Below are 23,251 nucleotides of genomic sequence, written 5' to 3'. Positions count from 1 at the left end.
ATCCGACCTCCTGTTGATTACCAATCGAGCTTCTCTAAAAATTCATACACATCCTGATGGACGAGGTCACGTTCTTTGTCGAGCGTAATGACATGGCCTGATTCCTCGTACCATTTCAGCTGTTTCTCATCAGTTTCCACTTCGTTGTAAATAATATTTGCGCTTTCTGTATTAATCATGTGATCATGACGGGCCTGCACCACAAATGTCGGTGAATAAATCATATCGACATTGTTTCGCACATCGGCAATTAAGTCTTGCAGCGCCTTGAGGGTGTTCATCGGCGTTTTTTCGAATTCCTTCATTTCTTCTTCAATTTGCTCCGGGCTTTTCCCCTCGAACTTTTTGTAATTGCGAGCGTATGAAAGAACGCCCTGATACATGACCTCTTCACTCTTAATATGCATTGGCGCGCACATTGGGACAATTCCCTTTATGGGTACAGTGTAACCCAATTTCAGCGAAAAAACCCCGCCAAGCGACAGTCCGCAGGCAGCAATGCTCTCATAGCCTTCAGATTTTAAGTATTCATAGCCATCCATCACGTTTTTCCACCAGTCTTCAGGCCCTGTATGTACAAGTTCTTCAGGGGGAACGCCGTGTCCTTCATATTGAGGCGCGTGGCATGTATAGCCCCGTTCATTCAAATAACGTCCCAGCATTCGTACGTCCGCTGTATTTCCTGTAAAGCCGTGCAGCAAAAGCACCGCTTTGTCTCCGCCTTTAAATGTAAATGGTTTTGGTGTCACAACTTTCATGCTCATGTCTCCCTTTCTATCTGCACGATCATTTTAGTTTTCCACAGTTTGATTAGAAAAAAACGCTCTGAATATCAGCCAGAAACGAGAAAAAGGCCTGACTTCACATCAGACCTTATACAAACATTGCCCTATAGGATATAAGCAAGCGCAATCGTTAACACGAAAAACAAGACTGCCAGCACTACCGTGATGCGGTGCAAAATCAAATCAAGACCTCTTGCTTTTTGTTTCCCGAAGAGCTGCTCCGCTCCGCCTGAAATCGCACCAGATAATCCGGCGCTTTTACTGGATTGAAGCAAAACGACAATAATAAGTGCAATGCTGACGATAACCAATAAGGTAATCAAAACCGCGTGCATCCCTTACACCTCCAGACTCACTGGCCTACATTACTTCTATTTTACATGAAAAGGGTTGGCATGTCACGCTGTATCAGACGCCAAAAGGCCGGATAAGACGTTTTATCTTGGTTACCCTATTCATATGAAAAGGTCAAAAGGAGAAAAACGATGCCCCTTATCAGCATAACCAGCAGAAAACATCTTTATTATGAGGAATATGGACAGGGAATGCCTATCATTTTTATCCACCCGCCGGGCATGGGACGTATGGTCTTTTATTATCAGCGCCTTCTCTCCAAGCATTTCAGGGTGATTTTTCCCGATTTAAGCGGCCACGGCGACAGTGATCACGCGGATCAGCCCGCCTCTATTTCTTATTACGCAGATGAGATCGTGCAATTCATGGACGCTCTGCACATTGATAAGGCTGTGTTATTCGGATATTCCGCCGGTGGCTTAATCGCCCAGCATATCGGCTTTACCCGCCCGGACAAAGTGTCACATCTTGTTCTCTCCGGCGCTTACCCGGCTGTCCATAACGTAATCGGAGAGAAGATACACAAGACGGGGATGTATCTGCTTGAGAAAAACGCCGGTTTGCTCATAAAAATCCTCGCCGTCAGCCATACAAAAAACAAAGAACTTCGAAACCTATTAACAGGCCATATGAAAAAAGCAGACCTTGCCCATTGGCATCAATATTATCAGGATTCTCTCCACTACAACTGCATTGAACAGCTGCCCCATTTACACATGCCCATGCTGTTTATGTATGGCGGCCTGCGGGACTGGACCTTCCCAGCCTCAGGCTATTACCGCAAAGCTTGCAGCCATGCCGAATTTTTCAGATTGGAATATCAAGGGCATCAGCTGCCGACAAAACAATGGAAAACATGCAACGAACTGGTGACAGGGTTTGTGCTGACACATCATTCATAGGAATAGAAAACGCTTGGCTTCCTTGCGTTTTTTGTCGCTTTATTGACTTTTGTCAATAAAATCATAGTAAAAAAGATCCTCAAATTTCAAATTAAAATAGTGAAGCATTTTACCGATCACAAGCTGCCCCGGCCGTCTTTCTCCATTCAGCACGCGGCTCAGTGTGGCGGGTGAGACTCCGATTTCCAGCGCAAGCTGATTAAGGGAATAATCGTTATTGACCATATACTGCAAGACATAATCACGTCTAATCTGTATCTTTTCTACTGGCACTTTCCTCACCTTCCGTTCCTGAAAAAACTTTTTTCTATACTTTTACATTACGGCTTATGTTAACTTTTGTCAATACATTTCCAGCCTACCTATTCCCTTTAGTCAATAAACATACTAAAATATGAGTAACAGTGAGGGACGGGGTGAGACATATGGAAAGCTTTGGCGAACAATTGCGGGCATTGCGCGAAGAGAGAAAGTTAACAGTCAACCAGCTGGCGACTTATTCTGGCGTAAGCGCGGCCGGCATCTCCAGAATCGAAAACGGCAAACGGGGCGTTCCCAAACCTGCCACCATCAAAAAACTGGCGGAAGCCTTAAAAATTCCTTACGAAGGGCTTATGTATAAGGCTGGTTACATCGAAGAAGTACATGAAGACAGAGCTCCTTATGAAACGAAGTGCAAGCTGCTTGAAAAAGCAGAGGCCTATGACCTGAAAAACCTTGCTCTTCTTGAGAACGAAAAGTGGCAATATCTCAATAAAGAGGATTTGCTCATGCTGGATCATTATTTTTCGTTTATATCAGACGAAGCCAAAAAACGGTCTGCTGATGACTAACTCTTGATAGGAATGCGAGGCGATCACCATGTCACCGTTCGGACAGCAATTACGGGAGCTGCGCCGCGCCCGCAAACTGACAGTGAATCAGCTTGCGGTGTACTCAGGCATCAGCTCGGCCACCATTTCAAAAATTGAAAACGGCAAGCGGGGCACGCCAAAACCTGCCACTATCAAAAAACTGGCGGCAGTACTGAAAGTGCCCTACGAAAACCTGATGGCTGCCGCTGGTCATATTCAAGCCTTTCCAGAAGAAATCCGCGAGGCTTCGGAAAGCTATCAGTCCATTTATGACATTTACCAGACTGCAGTCACTCGCGGAGCGGAGCACCTTCCGATTTTCAACAGCCAAAAATGGGAACATCTCTCAAAGCAGGATATTGAAAATCTCAGCAAATACTTCGATTTTTTAGCCTCGGAAGCGAAAAAACGCGCCTCTTCTTCATAATCCCCTGCTTCTCTTTCTGCATTTTATCAATCACGCTTGCATACCTTCCCTCGTTATTTGCGTTATAATAGTGACAGACGAGGTGAAAAGTATGAACCAATCAGAAATGTGTCCTAGATTTGAAAAAGCAGTCGACATCTTGAGTAAACGCTGGGTCGCTTTGATCGTATTTCAGCTCTTGAACGGGTCGCAGCGATTTAGCGAAATTGAAGCAGCACTTCCAAATCTAAGCGGCAGAGTTCTGTCAGAACGGCTGAAAGAACTTGAGCTTGAAGGAGTGGTGAAGCGGGATGTCATCCCGGAAACTCCGGTTCGCATCGAATATTCATTGACCGATAAAGGAAAGGCGCTAGCCCCCATTTTGGGTGAGATTTCAAAATGGGCAACGGATTGGATTGACCCTTCCTTTCTTGACTAATTACTAAAACGGTTCTGATCTCAAAGACGAGAAAAGGAGCCGTTTTTTTATTTTTTATTTTCCAGTGAAAAAACGATTTCTCAGCCGATATATAGTACATCCACACATTACGTTTCTAAAGGAGACCACTATATGCGACTGACGATTTCCCGCAAATTCAGCCTGGTATTTTTGACACTGATCCTGATCAATTTACTTATAGGCGGAATAGGCGCTTTTAATATGCAGCACATCATTCAAAAGACAGATGAAATCAACACAAAATGGATTGACGGCATCAAAGAAATTACTTCGATTAATTATTTGACCGAGCATCTGTCTTCTAAAGAAAAGGATTTTCTGATTTTCACAGACAAAAGCAAAATGGATACGCTTGAACAAGACATGAATCAGATCCTTGAAGACATCAATCAAAAGCTTGATAGCTACGAAAAAACGATTTCCAATGACAAAGAACAGAAACTGTTTGAGCAGCTTCAAACTGAAGTAAACACCTATACTGATATTCATGCGCAAATTATAGAAAGCGGCCGCACGAATGACATGGACAAAGCAAGAGGTTTATTGGTGCAGACTGAGGCCAGATTTGAGGATATGAAAAAATCAGTCACTCAGCTCGTTGACTTTAATAAAAAAGGCAGCAACACAGCGGTAAAAGAAACGAAGGACGTATACCATAAAGGGCTCATTTACACTGCTTTGCTTCTGTCAGCATCGATCATTATCAGTATTTTCATCTGGCTTTATATCACGCGAAACATTGTAAGGCCTATCACTCGCATGAAGGAGTCTGCCAATCATATTGCCGAGGGAGATCTGTCGAATGACATGGAGCCGCTCAAATCAAAAGACGAGCTCGGCGATCTGAACGAGGCACTGCAAAAAATGGTAGGCAATCTGAGAGATATTGTCGGGTACTCCAAAGAAATATCAATCCGGGTTCTTTCTTCTTCACAAGTGCTGGCAACCGCAACGAATGAAACGAGATCCGGCAGCAAACATATTACCGAAACAATGAACGAAATGGCTGAAGGCTCTGAACAGCAGGCCCAAGACGCCGTGACAATTGCAGAATCAATGAATGAGTTCACTGAAAGCATTGATAAAGCCTATAATCGCGGCATCACAATCAGCGATACGTCTCAAAACGTCCTCGAACTCGCAGTAAGCGGAAACGAAAATATGGATACGTCATTACAGCAAATGAAAACCATACATCATATCGTTCAGGAGGCCGTGCATAAAGTGAGATCACTAGAACAGCATTCTCAGGATATCAACAAGCTCGTTCAGGTCATCAACGGCATTGCCGAGCAAACGAATTTGCTGTCACTTAACGCCGCAATTGAGGCTGCCCGCGCAGGAGAAAGCGGCAAAGGCTTCGCCGTTGTGGCAGAGGAGGTCAGAAAGCTGGCTGACGGCGTTTCTGATTCCGTCCAGGATATTACCCGGATTGTCAACGGGACACAGCAGGAAATCCACACTGTCATTGGGTACTTAGAAAGCAGCTTTACAGAAGTCGAAAAAGGAACAGAAAACCTGACAGACACCGGACAAGCTATGCAGCATATCAGACAATCGGTCACTCACGTTGCAGACAGCATTAAGGAAGTAACGGATGGCCTGAAGCAGTTAACAAACCAATCAATTACCATCAATCAATCGATTGAAAATATCGCTTCTGTATCTGAAGAGTCGGCCGCCGGCATTGAAGAAACATTTTCGATTACCGAGCAGTCCGCCCATTCCATGGATCAAGTGCTCCAGAATGCTAAAGAGCTTGAGAAGCTGGCGAAGGAGCTTAATGAGAAGATGGATCAGTTTACAATCTAAAGAAAAAAAAGAGGCTGGAGTCATCCAAGCCTCTTTTTCTATTCTATGCAGCTGTTTGAACGCGTTTCGCTCTGGTTCGTTTTTTCTTTACCGGACTTAATGCCCGCTCCAGCCAGGCCATGAGCAAATCAGCTGCAACCGCCATCACCGCAGTCGGTATCGCGCCGGCGAGAATAATCGCTGTTCCGTTTGTCGCGTTTGAGCCGCGGACGATCATATCTCCAAGGCCGCCGGCTCCGACAAATGTTCCGATCGCTGTAATCCCGATGGCAATGACGAGAGCCGTGCGCAAGCCTGCCATAATGACAGAAAGCGCGAGTGGAAGCTCAACCATCCGGAGAACTTGGAATTTCGTCATGCCCATTGCTTTTCCCGATTCTAAGTAGGCATGTTCAATGCTGACTATGCCTGTGTACGTGTTTCGGATAATCGGCAGAAGGGAATACAGAAATAATGATACAATCACCGTGTTTGCGCCGAGCCCCATGACAAGCATCAAGACGGCCAGCATGGCGAGCGCCGGGATTGTTTGAATAACGTTTGTTACGGCGAACACCCAGGCTGACAAGCGGCGATAATGCGCAATGAGGATTCCGACCGGAACCCCGACGACAGCGGCAAACAAAACGCCGTAAGCCGACATGAGAAAGTGGCGGCCGAATTCTTCCATAACGTAGCTGCCGTTCTGCGCATAATACGTCATGACCTGTTCAAGCACATTCATTGGCTTCTTCCCCCTTTCATGATTCGAAGTAATGATGCTTTTCTAAATATTCCTTGGCAACGACAGACGGCTCTTTTAAATTGCCGTCGACTTCATAGTTGAGCTCCTGCATTGTGGCTGTGTCGATTTTCCCGATCATTTTCTGAATGACGCCTTCAAGCTCAGGATGTTCTTTGAGCACTTGTTCCGGAACAACCGGAGAGCAGTCGTACGGCGGGAAAAATTGCTTATCATCCTTTAGCATTTTAAGACCATAGGACTTGATTCTTCCATCAGTCGAATACGCAAGCACAATGTCCATTTTTCCGCTCTTCACCGCGTCATACACAAGCCCGATCTGCATTGGATACGTGCCTCCGAATGTCATGCCGTAGGTTTTCGTAAAATCTTGATAGCCGTTTCCCTTGAGCTTCATCCAATAGTTATCGACACCCAGCTTTAATTGCGGCGCCCATTTTTTAACGTCTGATACGTTTTCTAAATGATATTGATCGGCCAGTTCCTTGCTGACCGTAAAGGCATATGTATTATCAAACCCGTAGGAGTCATACCATTTTAAATCGTATCTTTTTTTAAACTCCCGCTGTGTCAGCGCCAGCGCTTTCTCCGGATCTTTCTCAGGTTCCATTCTCAGCGTTCCTGTCAGCGCGTCTCCCGTATATCTTGTGGCCGCAATGTCGATTTCCCCGTTCATTAAGGCCTGCTGCTGCACCGCGTTGGAGCCGAGATTTTTAATGGTTGTTGTTTTGAGATCAGTATGATGTTCGATCAGCTGCCCAAGCATGCTGGCGATAATTTCTGATTCGCTCATGCTTTGCGCGCCGATTTTAATGGTCTGGTCTGAAGCAGCGCTGAGACCCGGAAGTGAACAGCCGCTCAACGTCAGCATTGCTGCTAGCGTTAACCCGATCATCCATTTGAGATATTTTCTTTTCATGAGCCGCCTCCTTATGAAACTTCCTTCAATCTCTGCATGCCGGCAGGTGTCAGTTTTCGTTCAGTCACCGCCAGCACGTAATCTATTACAATTGCCAATATCGTGACGGGCACCGCGCCCCCGATGATATATTCCGGCTGATATAAATTCAGTCCGATAAAAATGTAATCACCCAAACCGCCGCCTCCAATAAAGGAAGCGAGCGTTGCCCAGCCGATTAAGTAAATCGTCGATGTTCTGATTCCCGCCATGATCACAGGCGCGGCAAGCGGCAGCTCCACCAGGCGGACTTGTTCAGCCGGCGTCATGCCGATGCCTTTGCCAGACTCAAGCAGATTTTTGTTGACGCCGCGAATGCCGGTGTACGTGTTGCGCAGAATCGGCAGAACGGAGTAGAAAAACAAAGCCACAATGGCTGGAACCTTCCCGACACCTAGGAGCGGAATAAAGAAGGCGAGAATCGCCAGACTCGGCAGCGTCTGAATGATATTAACGATGCCGATAATGGTGCCGGCGCCCTTCTTCATTCTAGTAAGCACAACCCCGAGGGGTACGGCAACGAGTACGCCTAAAATAACAGCAATGAGCGATATCGTGATATGCTCATATGTTTTATAAAGAAGCTCGCCCCCGTTGGTTTGCAAAAATTGAACAATATGATTCACAACTTATCGCCTCCCTATGACAATACCGCGAGCTGCTTTTCTTCTCCCCAGAGAGAGTCATATACAATGTCGACCAGACTCGCTCTCGTCACAATTCCGATTAAACGCCGGTTTTCATCCACAACAGGTACGTATTTAACACCCCGTTTTAAAATTTTGCGGACCGTGTCTCGCAGCAGTGTGCCACCCAATACTGTGTAAAGATCTTCATGTAAAACTTCTCCTACGAGATTGGCTTTTTTCCGGCATTGATCAATGATTTCAACATCCACATAGCCTTGCAGAACGTGCCCGTCATCGACGACAAGCAATGAATCGACACGCTCCTGCCTCATTAGCTGAATCGCTTCAGAAAGCGTTTTATCCGCGGTGATCGTTACAGGCTGCGTGTTCATAATTTGGTCAACCCGTTCTACATCCGGGCTGGATGACTGGATCAGCCGCTCCTTGCCGATAAATTCCTCAACAAATTCATCTGCCGGATTTCTCAAAATATCATCGGGCGTTCCGACTTGAACGATTTCTCCCGCTTTTAAAATCACAATCCGGTCTGCCAGTTTAATCGCTTCATCCATATCGTGGGTAACAAATACGATGGTTTTATGTAAGGTTTTTTGCAGTTTTTTAAATTCTTCCTGAAGGGAATCCCTCGTAATCGGGTCGAGTGCCCCAAACGGTTCATCCATTAAGATAAGCGGCGGCTCCGCGGCAAGTGCCCGTAATACACCTATTCGCTGCTGCTGCCCCCCGCTTAATTCATGAGGGTAACGGTCTAAATATTCTGGCCCCATATCGACCAATTTTAGAAGCTCACGGGCCCGCTCTTTCCGCTGCTGCTCCGGCCATTTCAACAGCTTAGGGACAAGTGAGATGTTCTGCTGAATAGTCATATGCGGAAACAGGCCGATCTGCTGAATGACATAGCCGATCTTACGCCTAAGCTCTACCGGGTCCTGTTCCATGATGTTTTCACCGCCAATGAAAATCTTGCCGGCAGAAGGCTCAATTAATCGGTTAATCATTTTCATTGTTGTTGTTTTTCCGCAGCCGCTCGGGCCGATAAAACAGATAAATTCACCTTTTGCAATCTTAAGATTCACGTTGTTCACGGCTTTTTTGCCGCCTTTGTATGTTTTCGAGACATTTTCTAATGTCAGCAAACATCGCACCTCCAAAGTTAAGTTTATTCAATTCGTTCAGTTCATATTTAATTTTTCAGACAATTGAATGGTTCCCATTATAGAATAAAGTTTATAAAATAAAAAGTTTACAATTTGTTCATATTATTTATAAAGTATGTATAAACGCTGATTTACCCGCATTGACCTGTAATGATCTCCTTATTGCTCCAATTTCCTGCCAAATTCTCTTGATGCGGCATTTCCGCCGCATCAAAAATGTGGTATATTGACATCGGAATTGTTAGCTGAAAGGATTGAAACCGTTGGAGAAAGATCCGATAACGATCATTGAACAAGCTGAGGACCATTTAATAGAAAGAATCGCGGAAAACATGCATGCATTTGGAATGCCCTCTACCGTCGGACGTGTGCTGGGCATTATTTATATGAATCGAAAACCGATGACGCTGGCCGAATTATCTGAAGCGACCGGCATGAGCAAAACACGCATGAGCCAGGTTGTGCGGGAAATGCTTGATGCCAACATCGCCGAGAAAGTGTTCGAAAAGGGCGTGCGAAAAGATTTATATGAGGTTGAGCAGGACTACTACCAAACGTTTATCACGCTGTTTTCAGCCACTTGGAGCAAAGTCGTCAGCAAAAATAAAATGATGCATAAAAAACTCAATCGGGAACTGCTCAGCGTCTTGGACGAAGAGCTTACTCCTGAAGCGGAAGAAAAAGTGAATGAGCTGCTGAAGGAACTAAAAGAATGGCTCGATTATTATAATTGGCTCGGGCGATTGATTGAGTTTTTTGAAAGCGAAGAGATTTTTAAATATGTGCCGAAGCCGTAAAAAAACGCCCTGTCATTCACAAGGCGTTTTTTCTTATGCGGCGCCGGCCAGGTTTTTCTTCTTTTTCTTTTTAATCGGGCTTAACGCGCGCTCAAGCCAGCCCATGACCAAATCGGCTATCACCGCCATCAGAGCCGTGGGGATTGCGCCTGCTAATATAATCGCGGTTCCGTTTGTTGCGTTTGATCCCCTGACGATGATATCTCCGAGACCGCCTGCACCGACAAATGTCCCGATTGCCGTAATCCCGATGGCGATGACAAGCGCGGTGCGGAGGCCGGCCATAATGACAGAAAGCGCAAGCGGAAGCTCGACCATGCGAAGGACTTGAAATTTTGTCATTCCCATCGCTTTTCCGGATTCAAGATAGGCGTGTTCAATGCTGATAATGCCTGTATACGTATTTCTGATAATCGGCAGAAGAGAATACAGAAATAATGACAATATCACCGTATTAGCGCCCAGCCCCATGACAAGCATCAGCACGGCGAGCATGGCGAGGGCCGGGATGGTCTGAATGACGTTCGTCATCGCAAAAATCCATCCGCTTAATGTTCTGTACCTGGCTATCAGGATGCCGAGCGGAATCCCAACAATGGCGGCAAACAAAACGCCGTACACCGACATCAGAAAATGGCGGTAAAACTCCTGCAGCACGTAACCGCCGTTTTGCGAATAGTAAGTGCCTAGCTGCTGTAGTACTTCCATATAATCTGCCTCTTTTCTTAATCAAAATAATGATGTTTCTCTAAAAATTCCTTTGCTACGACAGACGGCTCCTTCAGCTTGCCATCCACCTCATAGTTAAGCTCCTGCATCGTTTCCGTATCGATTTGCCCAATCAGCTTATTTATAACGCCTTCAAGCTCCGGATGCTCCTTAAGCACCTTTTCCGGAATCACCGGTGAACAGTCATACGGCGGGAAAAAACGTTTATCGTCTTTTAAGATTTTCAGATCATAGGCTTTAATCCGTCCGTCTGTTGAATAAGCCAGAACAGCGTCCATTTTCCCGTTTTTGACTGCGTCATAGACAAGCCCGATCTGCATCGGATAGGTTGTGCCGAACTCAAATCCGTACGTGCTGACAAAGCCTTTATACCCGTCGCCTTTCCGTTTCAGCCAGGCATTGTCGACGCCCAGTTTATATTGGGAAGCGTTTTTCTTCAGGTCAGACACGCTGCTGATATGCTCCTTTTCCGCAAACTTTTTTGTCACGGTAAAGGCATATGTGTTATCAAATCCGTAGGAATCAAACCATTTATAGGCAAAGCGTTTTTCAAATTCATTCTGCACAATATTCAGCGCTTTTTTCGGATCTTTTTCCGCTTCCTTGCCGAGGGTACTTGTTAAATCCGTCCCGGAATAGCGCGTGGCAGAAATATCAATGTCACCGCCGAGCATCGCTTGGTGCTGAACATAGTTTGACCCGAGGTTTTTGACTAAAGCGGTATTCAAATCTGTATCATGTTCAATAAGCTGCGCCATCATGTTTGCTAAAATTTCTGATTCTGTCATGCTTTGCGCCCCGATTTTGATCGTATCGTCTGAAGCGCCGCCGAGCCCCGGCAGAGAACAGCCGCTCAGCAGCAGGACAAAGGCGAAAGCGAGAGCGCCGAGCCATTTGATTTTTTTTGTTTTCAACAGAGCCAACTCCTTACGAAACTTCCTTCATCCCTTGCAATCCTTTCGGCGTCACCTTTCGTTCTGTCACGGCCAGCACATAATCAATAATAATCGCCAGGATCGTGACCGGCACGGCGCCGCCAATAATATATTCAGGCTGATACAGGTTCAAGCCGATAAAAATGTAATCACCGAGACCGCCGCCCCCGATAAACGAGGCAAGTGTCGCCCAGCCGATTAAATAGATCGTTGACGTGCGGATTCCCGCCATAATGATCGGAATCGCCAGCGGGATTTCGACGAGCCGAATCTGCTCCCAGCCGGTCATACCGATCCCTTTTCCCGATTCCAGCAGATTTTTGTTGACACCTTTGATGCCGGTATACGTATTGCGCAGGATCGGCATCACCGAATAGAAAAATAAAGCGACAATCGCAGGCACTTTTCCTACACCGAGAAGCGGAATAAAAAAGGCTAAAATCGCCAGACTCGGCAGGGTTTGCACAATGTTGACCACGCCTATAACCGTGCCTGCGCCTTTTTTCATTCTAGTGAGAGCAACACCGAGCGGCACTGCAACGATAATGCCCAATACAACGGCAATGAGTGAAATATATAAATGTTCTCCTGTTTTATACAACAGCTCTCCGCCGTTCGTTTGCAAAAAAGTCATCATTTGATTCATCTTAATAGAGCTCCTCCCCTGGTCAGATCGTCATGAGCTGGTCTTCCTCACCCCATATGGAATCGTATACGATATCAACAAGGCTTGCTCTCGTCACAATTCCTGCTAAATGGTTCTCCTCATCCACCACAGGAACATACTTGATGCCCTGCTTCAAGATTTTTCGGACCGTATCGCGAAGAAGCGCCCCTTTTTGCACGGTATATATATCGGAGCGGTATACATCGCCAACGACGCTCGCTTTTTTGCGGTTTTGATCGATCATTTCCACATCAACATAGCCCTTCAGCACATTTTGCCGGTCTACAACGAGCAGTGAATCGACACGTTTTTCTCTCATTAGCTGGATCGCCTGGGAAAGCGTTTTGTCCGCTGACACCGTCACTGGCGTTCTGTTCATCATTTGCTCAACCCGCTCGATATCCGGCCTTGACTGGATCAGGCGTTCTTTCCCGATAAATTCTTCAACAAATTCATTTGCCGGGTTCCGGAGAATCTCATCAGGTGTGCCGACTTGAACGATTTCTCCCGCTTTTAAAATCACGATCCGGTCAGCAAGCTTAATCGCTTCATCCATATCGTGGGTTACAAACACAATCGTTTTATTTAAGGTTCTCTGCAGTTTTTTGAATTCTTCCTGAAGGGAATCACGCGTAATCGGATCAAGCGCTCCGAACGGTTCATCCATCAAAATGAGTGGGGGTTCCGCAGCCAGTGCGCGCAGCACACCGATTCTTTGCTGCTGACCGCCGCTGAGCTCATGGGGATAACGGTCTAAATATTCCGGGCCCATATCGACTAGCTTTAACAGCTCTCTCGCCCGTTCTTTCCGTTTTTCCTCAGGCCATTTCAGCAGTTTCGGTACGAGTGAGATGTTCTGCTGGATGGTCATATGGGGGAACAAACCAATCTGCTGAATCACATAACCGATTTTTCTCCTCAGCTCAACCGGATCCTGTTCCATAATATTTTCTCCGTCAATAAAGATCTTTCCTGACGATGGTTCAATCAATCTATTAATCATTTTCATCGTCGTCGTTTTTCCGCAGCCGCTCGGGCCGATAAAACAGATAAATTCGCCCTTGGCAATATCTAAATCAATGCTGTTCACAGCTTTTTTGCCGCCTTTATATACTTTTGATACTTGTTCCAATTTCAGCAATCCGTGCACCTCCGCAGGTTTCCTTTAAATTTTCTGAAAAGTATAATCTTTATTTATTATAGTTTGAACTTTGTAAAATAAAAAGTTTACAATGTGTTGAAATTATATGTTATTTACAGATTATTTATTGTTATGACCAAGACGGAGAGGGTGTTCTTACAATTACGCCGGATCCCTCCCTCTTCCTCTGTATTCAGCTATTTTCAACAACTGGCAGAAATATGTTATATTGACACCATCAATTGCCATTTGAAGGGATGATCAGCTGTGGAAAAAACTGCTCTCGACATCATTGAACATGCTGAAGAGCATCTCATTGAGAAGATTGCCGAAAATATGCATACGTTTGGAATGCCTTCAACTGTCGGGCGTGTGCTTGGAATTATCTATATGAATCGAAAACCGATGACCTTAAGCGAGCTCTCGGAGGCAACAGGCATGAGCAAAACACGGATGAGCCAAGTTGTCCGCGAAATGATCGATGCCAATATTGCCGAAAAGGTGTTTGAAAAAGGCGTACGAAAAGACCTATATGACGTCGAGCAGGATTATTATCAAACCTTCATTTCTTTATTTGCGGCGAACTGGACAAAGGTCGTAAGCAAAAACAAAGTGCTGTATAAAAAATTAAACCGGGAGCTGACTGATCTTTTACAAAGGGACGGGCTAACCCCGGAAGCGGAAGAGAAAGTCAATCAGTTGCTGAATGAATTAAGAGAATGGCTCCATTACTATGACTGGCTGAACAGATTGATTGAATTCTTTGAGAGTGAGGAAGTCTTTCAATACGTGCCTAGAACGAAAGAAAGCAGTTCCCTGAAGTAGGGGAACTGCTTTCTTTTGTTAATAAAATTTTAAAATTCGGTTTTAGGATTTTATCAGTGTCTGCATAGGAAAAAAGAAATATTCTCCACCCTTGTAGCAGAAGGCGATTTCTTGATAAACGTTTATAGCCTGTCAGAAACGCTCCATGCTACAATGAAGTGACAAATGGAATAGGAAGGACGTATACAGATGTTCAAAAAAATTGCAGCAGATGCACTGGGCTTATCTGATATCGGAAAAATTATCGAACCTCAGGATTATGACAAAACAGATTCTGATGACTATGTCATGCATGAAGACAATGAAAAAATTTATTTCTTGATTAAAACGAAAGCAGACGAATACTGCTTTACGAATCTGGCTCTGATCCATGTAGACGGCGCACGCGCCACTTCCTCAAAACGAACGTTGAAACGCTATCCTTATTCGCAATATAAAATCTCTGATGTTTTTCTGGAAACTGCCGGAAAAGTCGATTTGGATGTTGAGATTAAGTTCAAGCTGGGCGGTGAACAATTCGACATCGATGTGCACAAAGACCAAATTGAAAAGTTAAAAGACCTTTATAAAGCACTGCTTCGCATCGCTGAAACAACCTATGAAAATGATATTTTAATCAATCAAGCGGAACAAAGCTTGGATAAAGCCGTGACGATTCTTCACCATACCCGCCCCGAACACGTCAATATTGAAACACAATATAAAGAGCTGACTGAATTCGGATTCAGATGGCTGACATCCGTTCGCTCGCAGTATCATATTAAGGATTTTGGAGATGTATTTGAGAAATATATGAATAACTAACATAAAAAAAGACACAGCTGGTATTAGGCTCGTGTCTTTTTTTGTGTGGTATTTTTGTATGAATATTGGTTACTTTACAACTTTTTTCTTTTATAATAAAACTATTAGTCTATTTTCCCTATATTACAGATAAAGGAGTTATTTTATGTATTGTCCTCAATGCGGCCATCAAACAGATGGCGGAAAGTTTTGTGAGAAATGCGGATCGCCGCTCCCTGGTCAATCAGGCCAGCAGCAGGCAGTTCAAACTGGAGCCGCTGCAAAACAAGCGGCAAAGCAGTTCGGTTCTTTTGTCCTGGCCGTCCTGAAACGCCCTTATCAGGAATGTAAAACAACAGAAGGAGAACAGCTGATCAGCGCGGTTATTACGATGGTTCTATTCAGTTTGCTGACCCCTTTGATGTTTTATACTCTTTTTTCAGACGGTCCCGGAAGCGTAAGCTTTACAGCAGTCTTTTTAGAGCCAACCATTTACTTTGCCCTGTTTATTTTCGGTTTGCATGCACTGATCTTTTTCGCCTTGAAACTCGCGGGAAACCAAGTATCTTTTAAAGATTCATTTTCCAGATTTGGTGCGTTTCTCATTCCGTTTACAGCTATTTTGATTCTTGCCCTTTTATTGTTTTTATTACAAACAGACATTTGCTTCACCGTGTTAGCCGTTGGTTTAATCGGTGCATTCTTTGCCATTCCTCCTGCAATGCTGAGCAGTTACCAGCATTCATATAAAGGAAAGGTTGATATGATTTACTCAACGATTGTGATTTATCTGATCACCTGCGTTACATTTCAGCTTATTATCGAACACTATATTAAAGAGATTTTCCGTTATATGTTCTTTTAAAAAACAACCCCCATCACCTGCTGGTGATAGGGGTGTTTTTTATTGAATCGATGTTAAATAAATTCTTCCGTCCTTCACTGTACCGGTATAGGTCCAGTTATATGTTCTAAGCTTTGGACTGCCGCCTGATTTTGTGATATAGAATTCTTCATACGTCTTAATCGTAATCGCTGATCCATTTTGACTCCAGCTTTTCACTTTATAGTTATTAAAGTCTTCTGTTGTCCCCTCTTTATTTAATTTCGTTACGAGATGCTGCTGGTCGGAATAAAGGGAACTGCCTTTTTCAAGGCTGTCTGCCATCAGTGAGAAATTATTTTGATTGACGGCATCTGCCTGACTTTGCAGATAACTGCCCATAAATAATGTCACTTGTTCATCTGTAACATCACCGCTTGCAGAGCTTTCACTGTTTTTGTTTTTCGAGCCTGCCCAGGCGGATGTGTATGTCTCCGGTTTATCATTTTTGATTTTCTTTACATTTGTTCCGGCAGATTCGAATGTTGATTCTGCATCTTCGAAAATCCACTTCTTCTGTTTTTTATCATATGAAAGGAGATATTCGTAACTCGGACTGTTATCAGTCATTTCGGATTTTGAATAGTCGTTATACGAAGCAGACTGGTGAAGTTCTTTCCCTGTTACCGATACCTGCCACGTCCCGTCATTTTCCTGAGAGAGTGCGAATGTATCCAGGTCAAAATCAGTTTCTAAGTACTTGTCTTTTAAATATGAATCCGTGTTTTTCATAGAATCGACGGTATCCTTCGTCTCTGCCTTCCATTTGGCACTCGCCTCTGTCATCTGGGCTGTATTCCCGTCTGATAGCGCTTTGGAGTACTGTTTTGTGGCTTTGACAATCGTGTTCATAATCGTTTCCTGTGTAGCTTGATCAGGAATTAATGGTAACTCCATATCTTTATGATCGATCGGAACGCCCGCTGTTTTTATTTTTCCCCACGGAAATTCCGCTTCGACCGCAGCCGTCATTGATCCGTCTGTCAGAAGCGGACCGTAAGTTACGGATTTGAACGGGTCTTTATGAATCGATTTGCCGTTAATCAGCAAATCTCCCTTCCCGCTCTTGATGTCATCTGCTAAGCTGAATGTCACATCGTCTGCTTCCAATGAGAGATCCACACGAAAGCTGTTATCGCCAACCGCCTGAATGTCTTCCTTTTTCACAAGATCGACTACATCGTTTTTCAGTTTGGCTGAGACTGTATATTCTCCGGGAATGTACGGTCCGAGGGTTTGTGCTTGATCCGCTTTCTTTACAGATCCGGCATCCTCTTTATTGACATATAGATCGGTATTTTTATAATTGCTGGTCACTTCAAAATAAACAGGTGCTATCTTTAAGTCATAATGGTCAAATATCAGCAGGCTTTTTCCGTCTTTCTCTGCGTATACGATATCCTTTTGAGGTGTTTCAGCACGCAGTGATGCAAAAAGCTCATCTTTTTTGTCAGGATGATCCTTTAAATATGTAAGAAACGGTTTTACATTATTTTTAGTAAGCTTAAGCTTGTCATTTACCGGCGTAAGGAGAGACGCGATTTGGTCTTTATCCTCATCATTTACAGCCTGTTCAAACTTGTCAACTAACCTATCCTTTGAAGTAAAGTACGCTCCGGTTTTATATGCGGCAAATAATATGACGCACGCTGCGGCAATGCTGCTCCATAAAATGATGGTTTTCTTAGGGATTGGTTTTCGCGGAGCCTGCCTCGTTTCAGCAGTGCTTGCTGTTTCTTTTTGTACCTGTCTGCTGCTCCCACCGATCGGGGTGCCGCATTCTTTACAAAACTTGGCCCCTTCATTATTTTTTTGACCGCATTCCTTACAAAACATGTGACTTTCCTCCTATTTGTTATCCACTATTTTGTACATATTTCCTATGTTACATATTTTATAATAGAATGGTATGAAATTGGAGGAAATCACGAAAATATCTCTATAAACATATGAAAAGGTGGAATGACGATGCAACATCTCACCATTCAAAAAGCAATAAACCATGATCAAGCGCTGTATGAGCTTCTGCTGCTTGCCGATCCTTCAAAAGAGATTGTTGATGAATACATTGCCAGAGGAGAATGCTACACAGCTTATATATCGGGCGAATTAGCTGGTGTATACGTGATCATCACAACTAGACCGCAAACCACAGAAATCGTTAACATCGCAGTAAAACAAACAATGCAAAAACAGGGCATTGGCAAGCTTCTTATCCGCGACGCCATTGAAAAAGCGAAACACATGGGAGCAAAGGTGATTGAGATTGGCACTGGAAATTCCAGCATCCATCAACTGTCGCTTTATCAAAAATGCGGGTTTCGCCTTCAAGCAATTGACCATGATTTTTTTATCAGACACTACGATGAGGAGATCTTTGAAAACGGCATTCAATGCCGTGATATGGTGAGGCTTTATTTGGATCTCTAAAAGCACAAAAAAGCCGCCGAGACATATCTCGGCGGTCATTTTATTACTTGTTTAAGTTGTAGAAAGAGTTAATACCGTGGTATTGAGCAGTTTCAGCCAACTGATCTTCGATGCGAAGAAGCTGGTTGTATTTCGCAACACGGTCCGTACGAGACGGAGCACCTGTTTTGATTTGTCCTGCGTTTGTTGCCACAGCGATGTCAGCGATTGTGCTGTCTTCTGTTTCACCAGAACGGTGAGAGATAACAGCAGTGTAGCCTGCGCGTTTCGCCATTTCGATCGCATCGAATGTTTCAGTCAATGTACCGATTTGGTTTACTTTGATCAGGATAGAGTTGCCTACGCCGTTTTTGATACCTTCAGCAAGTTTTTTCGTATTTGTAACGAAGAGGTCATCACCAACAAGCTGAACTTTTTTGCCAAGACGCTCAGTAAGAAGCTTGTGGCCTTCCCAGTCGTTTTCGTCAAGTCCGTCTTCGATAGAGATGATTGGATATTTAGAAACCATTTCTTCGTACCAGTCAACCATTTCAGCAGATGTTTTCACAACGCCTTCGCCAGACAGATGGTATTTGCCGTCTTCTTTGTTGTAGAACTCAGAAGATGCAGCATCCATTGCAAGCTTCACTTCTTCGCCAGGTTTGAAGCCGGCTTTTTCGATTGCTTCAACGATTGTTTGAAGCGCTTCTTCGTTAGAACCAAGGTTTGGAGCGAATCCGCCTTCATCACCTACAGCTGTGTTCATTCCTTTAGCAGAAAGAACTGATTTCAGGCTGTGGAAGATTTGAGCGCCCATGCGAAGTGCTTCACGGAAGTTAGGAGCACCTACAGGCATGATCATGAATTCTTGAATATCCACGTTGTTATCAGCATGCTCTCCGCCGTTTACGATGTTCATCATCGGTACAGGAAGCGTTTTTGAGTTGAATCCTCCAAGGTATTGGTAAAGAGGAATCTGTAAGAAATCAGCAGCTGCGCGCGCACAAGCCATAGATACGCCAAGGATTGCGTTCGCACCGAGTTTGCCTTTGTTTTCAGTACCGTCAAGCTCGATTAAAAGCTGATCGATTGCGTTTTGTTCAGTTACATCAAAACCAAGAAGCTCTGGAGCAATGATTTCGTTTACGTTGTTAACAGCTGTTAACACGCCTTTTCCAAGGTAACGGTCTTTATCGCCGTCACGAAGCTCAACTGCTTCGTATTCACCTGTAGAAGCTCCGCTTGGCACTAATGCGCGGCCGAAAGCTCCTGATTCTGTATATACTTCAACTTCAACTGTTGGGTTGCCGCGGGAGTCTAATACTTCGCGTGCATAAACATCAACAATGTATGGCATGAGTTTTGTCTCTCCTTTTGATTTCAACTTATTTTTGAATTAAAGATGTTCCTGTCATTTCTTTCGGTTTTTCAACACCGAGAAGGTCTAATAACGTTGGTGCAAGGTCGCCTAGGATTCCGCCTTCACGCAGCGTAATGCCTTCTTTCGTAACAATCACAGGGACTGGGTTTGTCGTATGCGCAGTGTGCGGTTCGCCTGATTCTGTAATCAGAATGTCAGCATTACCGTGATCAGCGGTAATGATAGCATGTCCGCCTTTAGCGAGAATCGCGTCAACGACTTCGCCTAAGCATTCGTCCACTGCTTCAATTGCTTTAATTGTTGGTTCAACCATTCCGGAGTGGCCGACCATATCAGGGTTTGCGAAGTTAAGAATGATCGCGTCATGCTTGTCAGCTTCAATTTCTTTGACCAACGCGTCCTTCACTTCATACGCACTCATTTCAGGCTTCAAGTCATATGTTGCAACTTTCGGCGAGTTGATGAGAATACGCTCTTCACCCGGGAATTCAGCTTCACGGCCGCCGCTCATAAAGAACGTGACGTGCGGATACTTTTCAGTTTCTGCAATTCGAAGCTGTTTTAATCCGTGCTGAGATAATACTTCTCCGACTGTGTTATCAAGATTTATCGGTTTAAACGCCACATAGCCGTCAACTGATTCACTGAAGTGAGTCAGGCAAACGAAATGCAGGTTCTTCGGATAATTCTCGCCGCGGTCGAAATCGCGGAAGTCTTTGTTTGTGAACGTGTTAGAAATCTGGATGGCGCGGTCCGGTCTGAAATTATAGAAAATCACAGAATCGCCATCTTGGATTTTCGCAACAGGCTCACCGTTTTCTTTTGTGATGACGGATGGAATCACGAATTCATCGTAGATACCATTCGCATATGAATCATCCACAACATCCATTGCGCTGCGGTATGTCGGGCCTTCGCCGTACGCCATTGCGCGGTACGCTTTTTCTACACGGTCCCAGCGTTTGTCGCGGTCCATTGAGTAGTAGCGTCCGGAAACGCTGGCGATTTCTCCAACACCGATTTCCTCAATTTGATCGTTCAGCTGCTTGATGTATGTTTTCGCTGTTTGCGGACCTACATCACGGCCGTCAAGGAAACCATGAATGTAAACCTTTGTCAGCCCTTCATTTTTCGCAAGCTTTAACAGCGCGAATAAATGGTTGATATGGCTGTGCACGCCGCCGTCTGATAAAAGACCGAACAGGTGCAGAGCTTTGTTGTTTTCTTTCGCGTTACTAATCGCGTCAAGGAATGTTTGATTGCGTTCGAACTCCCCTTCACGAATGGCAACATTTACGCGTGTTAAGCTTTGGTACACAATACGTCCCGCACCGATATTTAAGTGACCCACTTCGGAGTTCCCCATCTGTCCGTCAGGAAGACCTACAGCCTCGCCTGAAGCAGTCAATGTTTGATGAGGATACTGGTTCCAATAGCGGTCAAAATTCGGTTTTTTCGCTAAAGCGACTGCGTTTCCTACTGTTTCGTTTCGTAATCCGAACCCATCAAGAATGATGAGTGCAGCTGGTTTTTTACTCATATTGACCTTCCTCCAATAATTGAACGAATGACTGTGGCTCAAGGCTCGCGCCGCCGACCAAAGCACCGTCAATATCGGACTCTGCCATATATTCTTTAATGTTTGCAGGCTTTACGCTTCCGCCATATTGGATGCGAAGCTTGTCTGCAGTTTCTTGGCTGAAGCTTTCAGCGACGGTTTTACGGATATGCGCACACACGTCGTTCGCATCTTTCGCTGTAGAAGATTTGCCTGTTCCGATTGCCCAGATTGGCTCATAAGCAATAACAGAAGCAGCAACTTGTTCTTCAGAAAGACCAGCAAGGCCTTTTTTCACTTGGTCAGCAACAAGATCATTTGTTTTGCCGGCTTCACGCTCTTCAAGCGTTTCACCTACACAGATGATCGGCACAATGCCGTGTTTGAAAGCAGCATGTGCTTTTTTGTTAACTGTTTCATCAGTTTCAGCGAACATTTCACGGCGCTCAGAGTGGCCGATGACGCAGTAGTCAACGCCAAGGTCTTTCAGTGCAACCGGGCTGATTTCGCCTGTGAACGCGCCGCTTTCTTCGAAGTGCATGTTTTGAGCGCCGACTTTTAGGTCAGTGCCTTTAACAGCAGAAGTAAGCTTTTCTAAGAAAAGTGCTGGCGCGCAAACAACAGCTTCCGCTTTGTCTGCTGCTGGAATGGAAGATTTCACTTCTTCAACGAAGCTGACAGCTTCGCCGAGTGTTTTGTTCATTTTCCAGTTACCGGCGATAATTGGTTTTCTCATCTGTTCCACTTCCTTATAGCAGTTTTGAGATTATTTATCGTTAAGTGCAGCTACCCCTGGAAGCTCTTTGCCTTCCATAAACTCAAGGGATGCGCCGCCGCCTGTTGAGATGTGGCTCATTTTGTCAGCAAGGCCGAATTTTTCAACCGCTGCCGCAGAGTCTCCTCCGCCGATGACAGAGTATGTATCTTTCGCCTCTGCCAATGCTTCCGCAACCGCTTTTGTTCCTTGAGCGAACAAGTCGATTTCGAATACGCCCATCGGTCCGTTCCACACGACAAGTTTGCTGTTTTTGATTACGTCAGCATACGTTTCGCGTGTTTTCGTACCAATGTCGATTGCTTCTAAATCACTAGGGATTTCAGAGATCGGCACAATTTTCACGTTTGCATCGTTAGAGAAATCATCTGCAACGAGTACATCTTCAGGCATGTAGAAGTTAACGCCTTTTTCTTTCGCGCGGTCCATAAATGATTTCGCAAGCTCGATTTTATCCTCTTCAAGAAGAGATTTACCGACTTCATGGCCAAGCGCTTTAACGAATGTATAAGCAAGACCTCCGCCGATGATCAGGTTGTCTACTTTATCAAGAAGACTTTCGATCACACCGATTTTGTCTTTTACTTTCGCTCCGCCAATGATTGCTGTGAACGGGCGGTCAGGGTTAGAAACCGCTTTTCCGAGTACGTCAAGCTCTTTTTCCATTAAGAAACCTGCAACTGCTGGCAGATGCTCGGCAATTCCAGCTGTAGATGCGTGAGCACGGTGGGCAGCACCGAATGCGTCATTTACATATACATCTGCAAGCTCAGCAAATGCTTTTGCAAGCTCAGGATCATTTTTCTCTTCACCAGGGTAGAAACGTACGTTTTCCAATACAAGAACGTCTCCGTCCTTCATGTCAGAAATTTGTGCTTTTACAGCATCGCCGTAAGCTTCATCTGCTTTTTTCACTTGTTTGCCAAGCAGTTCGCCGAGACGTGCAGCGACAGGAGTTAAACGAAGCTCCTCAACCACTTCGCCTTTCGGACGGCCTAAATGGCTCGCAAGAAGGACTTTCGCGCCTTGTTCTGCAAGGTGTTTGATTGTTGGAAGCGCAGCACGGATACGTGTATCGTCTGTTACTTCCCCGTCTTTCATTGGAACGTTAAAGTCAACGCGGCAGAATACAACTTTGCCTTTTACGTCGATGTCTTTGAGAGTTTTCTTATTCATGCCTAGGAGATCCTCCTTCAAAATGGTTTGCATACAGCACGAAAAACGTGAAACCGTCTGGTCAAGCGATAACTCCGCCAGGGCAGATCGCAGTCTTTTTCGGCACAGGGCA

Annotated in this window: 26 protein-coding genes; 10 read left to right on the top strand and 16 right to left on the bottom strand. The window is 44.8% G+C overall.

The window, feature by feature from the left end:
* Nucleotides 1–17: 17 nt before the first annotated feature.
* Nucleotides 18–758: an alpha/beta hydrolase gene (locus KHQ79_RS07330; RefSeq protein WP_003235169.1), complete on the bottom strand. Its 741-nt coding sequence runs from the start codon at nt 756–758 to the stop codon at nt 18–20.
* A 131-nt stretch (nt 759–889) separates the two neighbouring features.
* Nucleotides 890–1,120 carry a preprotein translocase subunit SecG gene (gene secG / locus KHQ79_RS07325; protein WP_003220028.1) on the bottom strand — a complete coding sequence of 77 codons (231 nt, stop codon included), beginning with the start codon at nt 1,118–1,120 and terminating at the stop codon, nt 890–892.
* Between the two features lie 150 nt (nt 1,121–1,270).
* Here secG and KHQ79_RS07320 point away from each other — a divergent pair, with 150 nt between their 5' ends.
* Nucleotides 1,271–2,041 (top strand): alpha/beta fold hydrolase, encoded by a 771-nt coding sequence (locus KHQ79_RS07320; protein WP_225514642.1) that lies wholly within the window; start codon nt 1,271–1,273, stop codon nt 2,039–2,041.
* Nucleotides 2,042–2,080: 39 nt separating this feature from the next.
* Here the strand turns inward: KHQ79_RS07320 and KHQ79_RS07315 are convergent, their stop codons facing one another.
* Complete coding sequence (locus KHQ79_RS07315) at nt 2,081–2,314, bottom strand: helix-turn-helix domain-containing protein (protein WP_003220031.1); 234 nt, start codon at nt 2,312–2,314, stop codon at nt 2,081–2,083.
* Nucleotides 2,315–2,466: 152 nt separating this feature from the next.
* Between KHQ79_RS07315 and rghR the strand changes: the two genes are divergently transcribed.
* The 4 genes from rghR to KHQ79_RS07295 all read left to right on the top strand — a co-directional run bounded on the left by rghR (nt 2,467) and on the right by KHQ79_RS07295 (nt 5,573).
* Nucleotides 2,467–2,874, top strand: coding sequence for a transcriptional repressor RghR (gene rghR, locus KHQ79_RS07310; protein ID WP_003235175.1), 408 nt, complete (start codon nt 2,467–2,469; stop codon nt 2,872–2,874).
* 28 nt (nt 2,875–2,902) lie between these two features.
* Complete coding sequence (locus tag KHQ79_RS07305; protein ID WP_133485995.1) at nt 2,903–3,322, top strand: helix-turn-helix domain-containing protein; 420 nt, start codon at nt 2,903–2,905, stop codon at nt 3,320–3,322.
* A 91-nt stretch (nt 3,323–3,413) separates the two neighbouring features.
* On the top strand, nt 3,414–3,740 hold the full coding sequence (gene catR, locus KHQ79_RS07300; RefSeq protein ID WP_003220037.1) for a catDE operon transcriptional regulator CatR: 327 nt from the start codon (nt 3,414–3,416) through the stop codon (nt 3,738–3,740).
* A 132-nt stretch (nt 3,741–3,872) separates the two neighbouring features.
* The gene (locus KHQ79_RS07295; RefSeq protein ID WP_225514640.1) at nt 3,873–5,573 is read left to right on the top strand and encodes a methyl-accepting chemotaxis protein; all 1,701 of its coding nucleotides are present in this window, start codon (nt 3,873–3,875) and stop codon (nt 5,571–5,573) included.
* 43 nt (nt 5,574–5,616) lie between these two features.
* On the opposite strand, the gene opuBD is transcribed toward KHQ79_RS07295, so the two are convergent.
* Genes opuBD through opuBA form a run of 4 tightly spaced genes read right to left on the bottom strand, consistent with a single transcriptional unit; the run spans nt 5,617 to nt 9,059 of the window.
* On the bottom strand, nt 5,617–6,297 hold the full coding sequence (gene opuBD / locus KHQ79_RS07290; protein ID WP_225514638.1) for a choline ABC transporter permease OpuBD: 681 nt from the start codon (nt 6,295–6,297) through the stop codon (nt 5,617–5,619).
* Between the two features lie 16 nt (nt 6,298–6,313).
* Nucleotides 6,314–7,234 carry an osmoprotectant ABC transporter substrate-binding protein gene (gene opuBC, locus KHQ79_RS07285; RefSeq protein ID WP_225514636.1) on the bottom strand — a complete coding sequence of 307 codons (921 nt, stop codon included), beginning with the start codon at nt 7,232–7,234 and terminating at the stop codon, nt 6,314–6,316.
* Between the two features lie 11 nt (nt 7,235–7,245).
* The gene (gene opuBB / locus KHQ79_RS07280; RefSeq protein ID WP_084993412.1) at nt 7,246–7,899 is read right to left on the bottom strand and encodes a choline ABC transporter permease OpuBB; all 654 of its coding nucleotides are present in this window, start codon (nt 7,897–7,899) and stop codon (nt 7,246–7,248) included.
* Nucleotides 7,900–7,913: 14 nt separating this feature from the next.
* Nucleotides 7,914–9,059: a choline ABC transporter ATP-binding protein OpuBA gene (gene opuBA / locus KHQ79_RS07275; RefSeq protein WP_225514634.1), complete on the bottom strand. Its 1,146-nt coding sequence runs from the start codon at nt 9,057–9,059 to the stop codon at nt 7,914–7,916.
* A gap of 284 nt (nt 9,060–9,343) precedes the next feature.
* Here opuBA and KHQ79_RS07270 point away from each other — a divergent pair, with 284 nt between their 5' ends.
* Nucleotides 9,344–9,877: a GbsR/MarR family transcriptional regulator gene (locus tag KHQ79_RS07270; protein WP_060399502.1), complete on the top strand. Its 534-nt coding sequence runs from the start codon at nt 9,344–9,346 to the stop codon at nt 9,875–9,877.
* A gap of 33 nt (nt 9,878–9,910) precedes the next feature.
* Here KHQ79_RS07270 and opuCD read toward each other — a convergent pair whose 3' ends face one another.
* Genes opuCD through opuCA form a run of 4 tightly spaced genes read right to left on the bottom strand, consistent with a single transcriptional unit; the run spans nt 9,911 to nt 13,349 of the window.
* Nucleotides 9,911–10,585, bottom strand: coding sequence for a glycine betaine/carnitine/choline/choline sulfate ABC transporter permease OpuCD (opuCD, locus tag KHQ79_RS07265; RefSeq protein ID WP_225514633.1), 675 nt, complete (start codon nt 10,583–10,585; stop codon nt 9,911–9,913).
* A 17-nt stretch (nt 10,586–10,602) separates the two neighbouring features.
* A complete protein-coding gene (opuCC, locus tag KHQ79_RS07260) occupies nt 10,603–11,520 on the bottom strand; it encodes an osmoprotectant ABC transporter substrate-binding protein (protein ID WP_225514631.1) in 918 nt (305 codons plus the stop codon).
* A gap of 13 nt (nt 11,521–11,533) precedes the next feature.
* Entirely contained in the window at nt 11,534–12,187 is a 654-nt protein-coding gene (gene opuCB / locus KHQ79_RS07255; RefSeq protein WP_225514630.1) for a glycine betaine/carnitine/choline/choline sulfate ABC transporter permease OpuCB, read from the bottom strand.
* Nucleotides 12,188–12,209: 22 nt separating this feature from the next.
* Complete coding sequence (gene opuCA / locus KHQ79_RS07250; protein WP_003235198.1) at nt 12,210–13,349, bottom strand: osmoprotectant ABC transporter ATP-binding protein OpuCA; 1,140 nt, start codon at nt 13,347–13,349, stop codon at nt 12,210–12,212.
* A gap of 267 nt (nt 13,350–13,616) precedes the next feature.
* Between opuCA and opcR the strand changes: the two genes are divergently transcribed.
* The 3 genes from opcR to KHQ79_RS07235 all read left to right on the top strand — a co-directional run bounded on the left by opcR (nt 13,617) and on the right by KHQ79_RS07235 (nt 15,822).
* On the top strand, nt 13,617–14,174 hold the full coding sequence (gene opcR / locus KHQ79_RS07245; RefSeq protein ID WP_003235200.1) for an opuC operon transcriptional regulator OpcR: 558 nt from the start codon (nt 13,617–13,619) through the stop codon (nt 14,172–14,174).
* Between the two features lie 189 nt (nt 14,175–14,363).
* Complete coding sequence (locus KHQ79_RS07240; RefSeq protein ID WP_060399506.1) at nt 14,364–14,978, top strand: PH domain-containing protein; 615 nt, start codon at nt 14,364–14,366, stop codon at nt 14,976–14,978.
* Between the two features lie 145 nt (nt 14,979–15,123).
* Complete coding sequence (locus KHQ79_RS07235; RefSeq protein ID WP_225514628.1) at nt 15,124–15,822, top strand: zinc ribbon domain-containing protein; 699 nt, start codon at nt 15,124–15,126, stop codon at nt 15,820–15,822.
* Nucleotides 15,823–15,861: 39 nt separating this feature from the next.
* On the opposite strand, the gene KHQ79_RS07230 is transcribed toward KHQ79_RS07235, so the two are convergent.
* Nucleotides 15,862–17,676 carry a zinc ribbon domain-containing protein gene (locus KHQ79_RS07230; RefSeq protein ID WP_225514626.1) on the bottom strand — a complete coding sequence of 605 codons (1,815 nt, stop codon included), beginning with the start codon at nt 17,674–17,676 and terminating at the stop codon, nt 15,862–15,864.
* A gap of 132 nt (nt 17,677–17,808) precedes the next feature.
* Between KHQ79_RS07230 and KHQ79_RS07225 the strand changes: the two genes are divergently transcribed.
* On the top strand, nt 17,809–18,270 hold the full coding sequence (locus KHQ79_RS07225; protein WP_225514624.1) for a GNAT family N-acetyltransferase: 462 nt from the start codon (nt 17,809–17,811) through the stop codon (nt 18,268–18,270).
* A gap of 43 nt (nt 18,271–18,313) precedes the next feature.
* Here the strand turns inward: KHQ79_RS07225 and eno are convergent, their stop codons facing one another.
* From eno to KHQ79_RS07205, 4 genes are read right to left on the bottom strand one after another with little or no spacing between them, the layout of a single operon-like run.
* Nucleotides 18,314–19,606 carry a phosphopyruvate hydratase gene (gene eno, locus KHQ79_RS07220; protein ID WP_003235209.1) on the bottom strand — a complete coding sequence of 431 codons (1,293 nt, stop codon included), beginning with the start codon at nt 19,604–19,606 and terminating at the stop codon, nt 18,314–18,316.
* 28 nt (nt 19,607–19,634) lie between these two features.
* On the bottom strand, nt 19,635–21,170 hold the full coding sequence (gene gpmI, locus KHQ79_RS07215) for a 2,3-bisphosphoglycerate-independent phosphoglycerate mutase (protein WP_225514622.1): 1,536 nt from the start codon (nt 21,168–21,170) through the stop codon (nt 19,635–19,637).
* Nucleotides 21,163–21,924 (bottom strand): triose-phosphate isomerase, encoded by a 762-nt coding sequence (gene tpiA / locus KHQ79_RS07210; RefSeq protein ID WP_003235214.1) that lies wholly within the window; start codon nt 21,922–21,924, stop codon nt 21,163–21,165. The genes gpmI and tpiA overlap by 8 nt, the downstream gene beginning before the upstream one ends.
* 30 nt (nt 21,925–21,954) lie before the next feature.
* Nucleotides 21,955–23,139 (bottom strand): phosphoglycerate kinase, encoded by a 1,185-nt coding sequence (locus KHQ79_RS07205; RefSeq protein WP_003235216.1) that lies wholly within the window; start codon nt 23,137–23,139, stop codon nt 21,955–21,957.
* Nucleotides 23,140–23,251: the final 112 nt, after the last annotated feature.

The organism is Bacillus sp. TSO22 (assembly GCF_020223595.1).
Taxonomy (GTDB): Bacteria; Bacillota; Bacilli; order Bacillales; family Bacillaceae; genus Bacillus; species Bacillus inaquosorum.
Note: the sequence above shows the minus strand (reverse complement) of the source record. Positions and strands in the feature narration are given on the sequence as shown.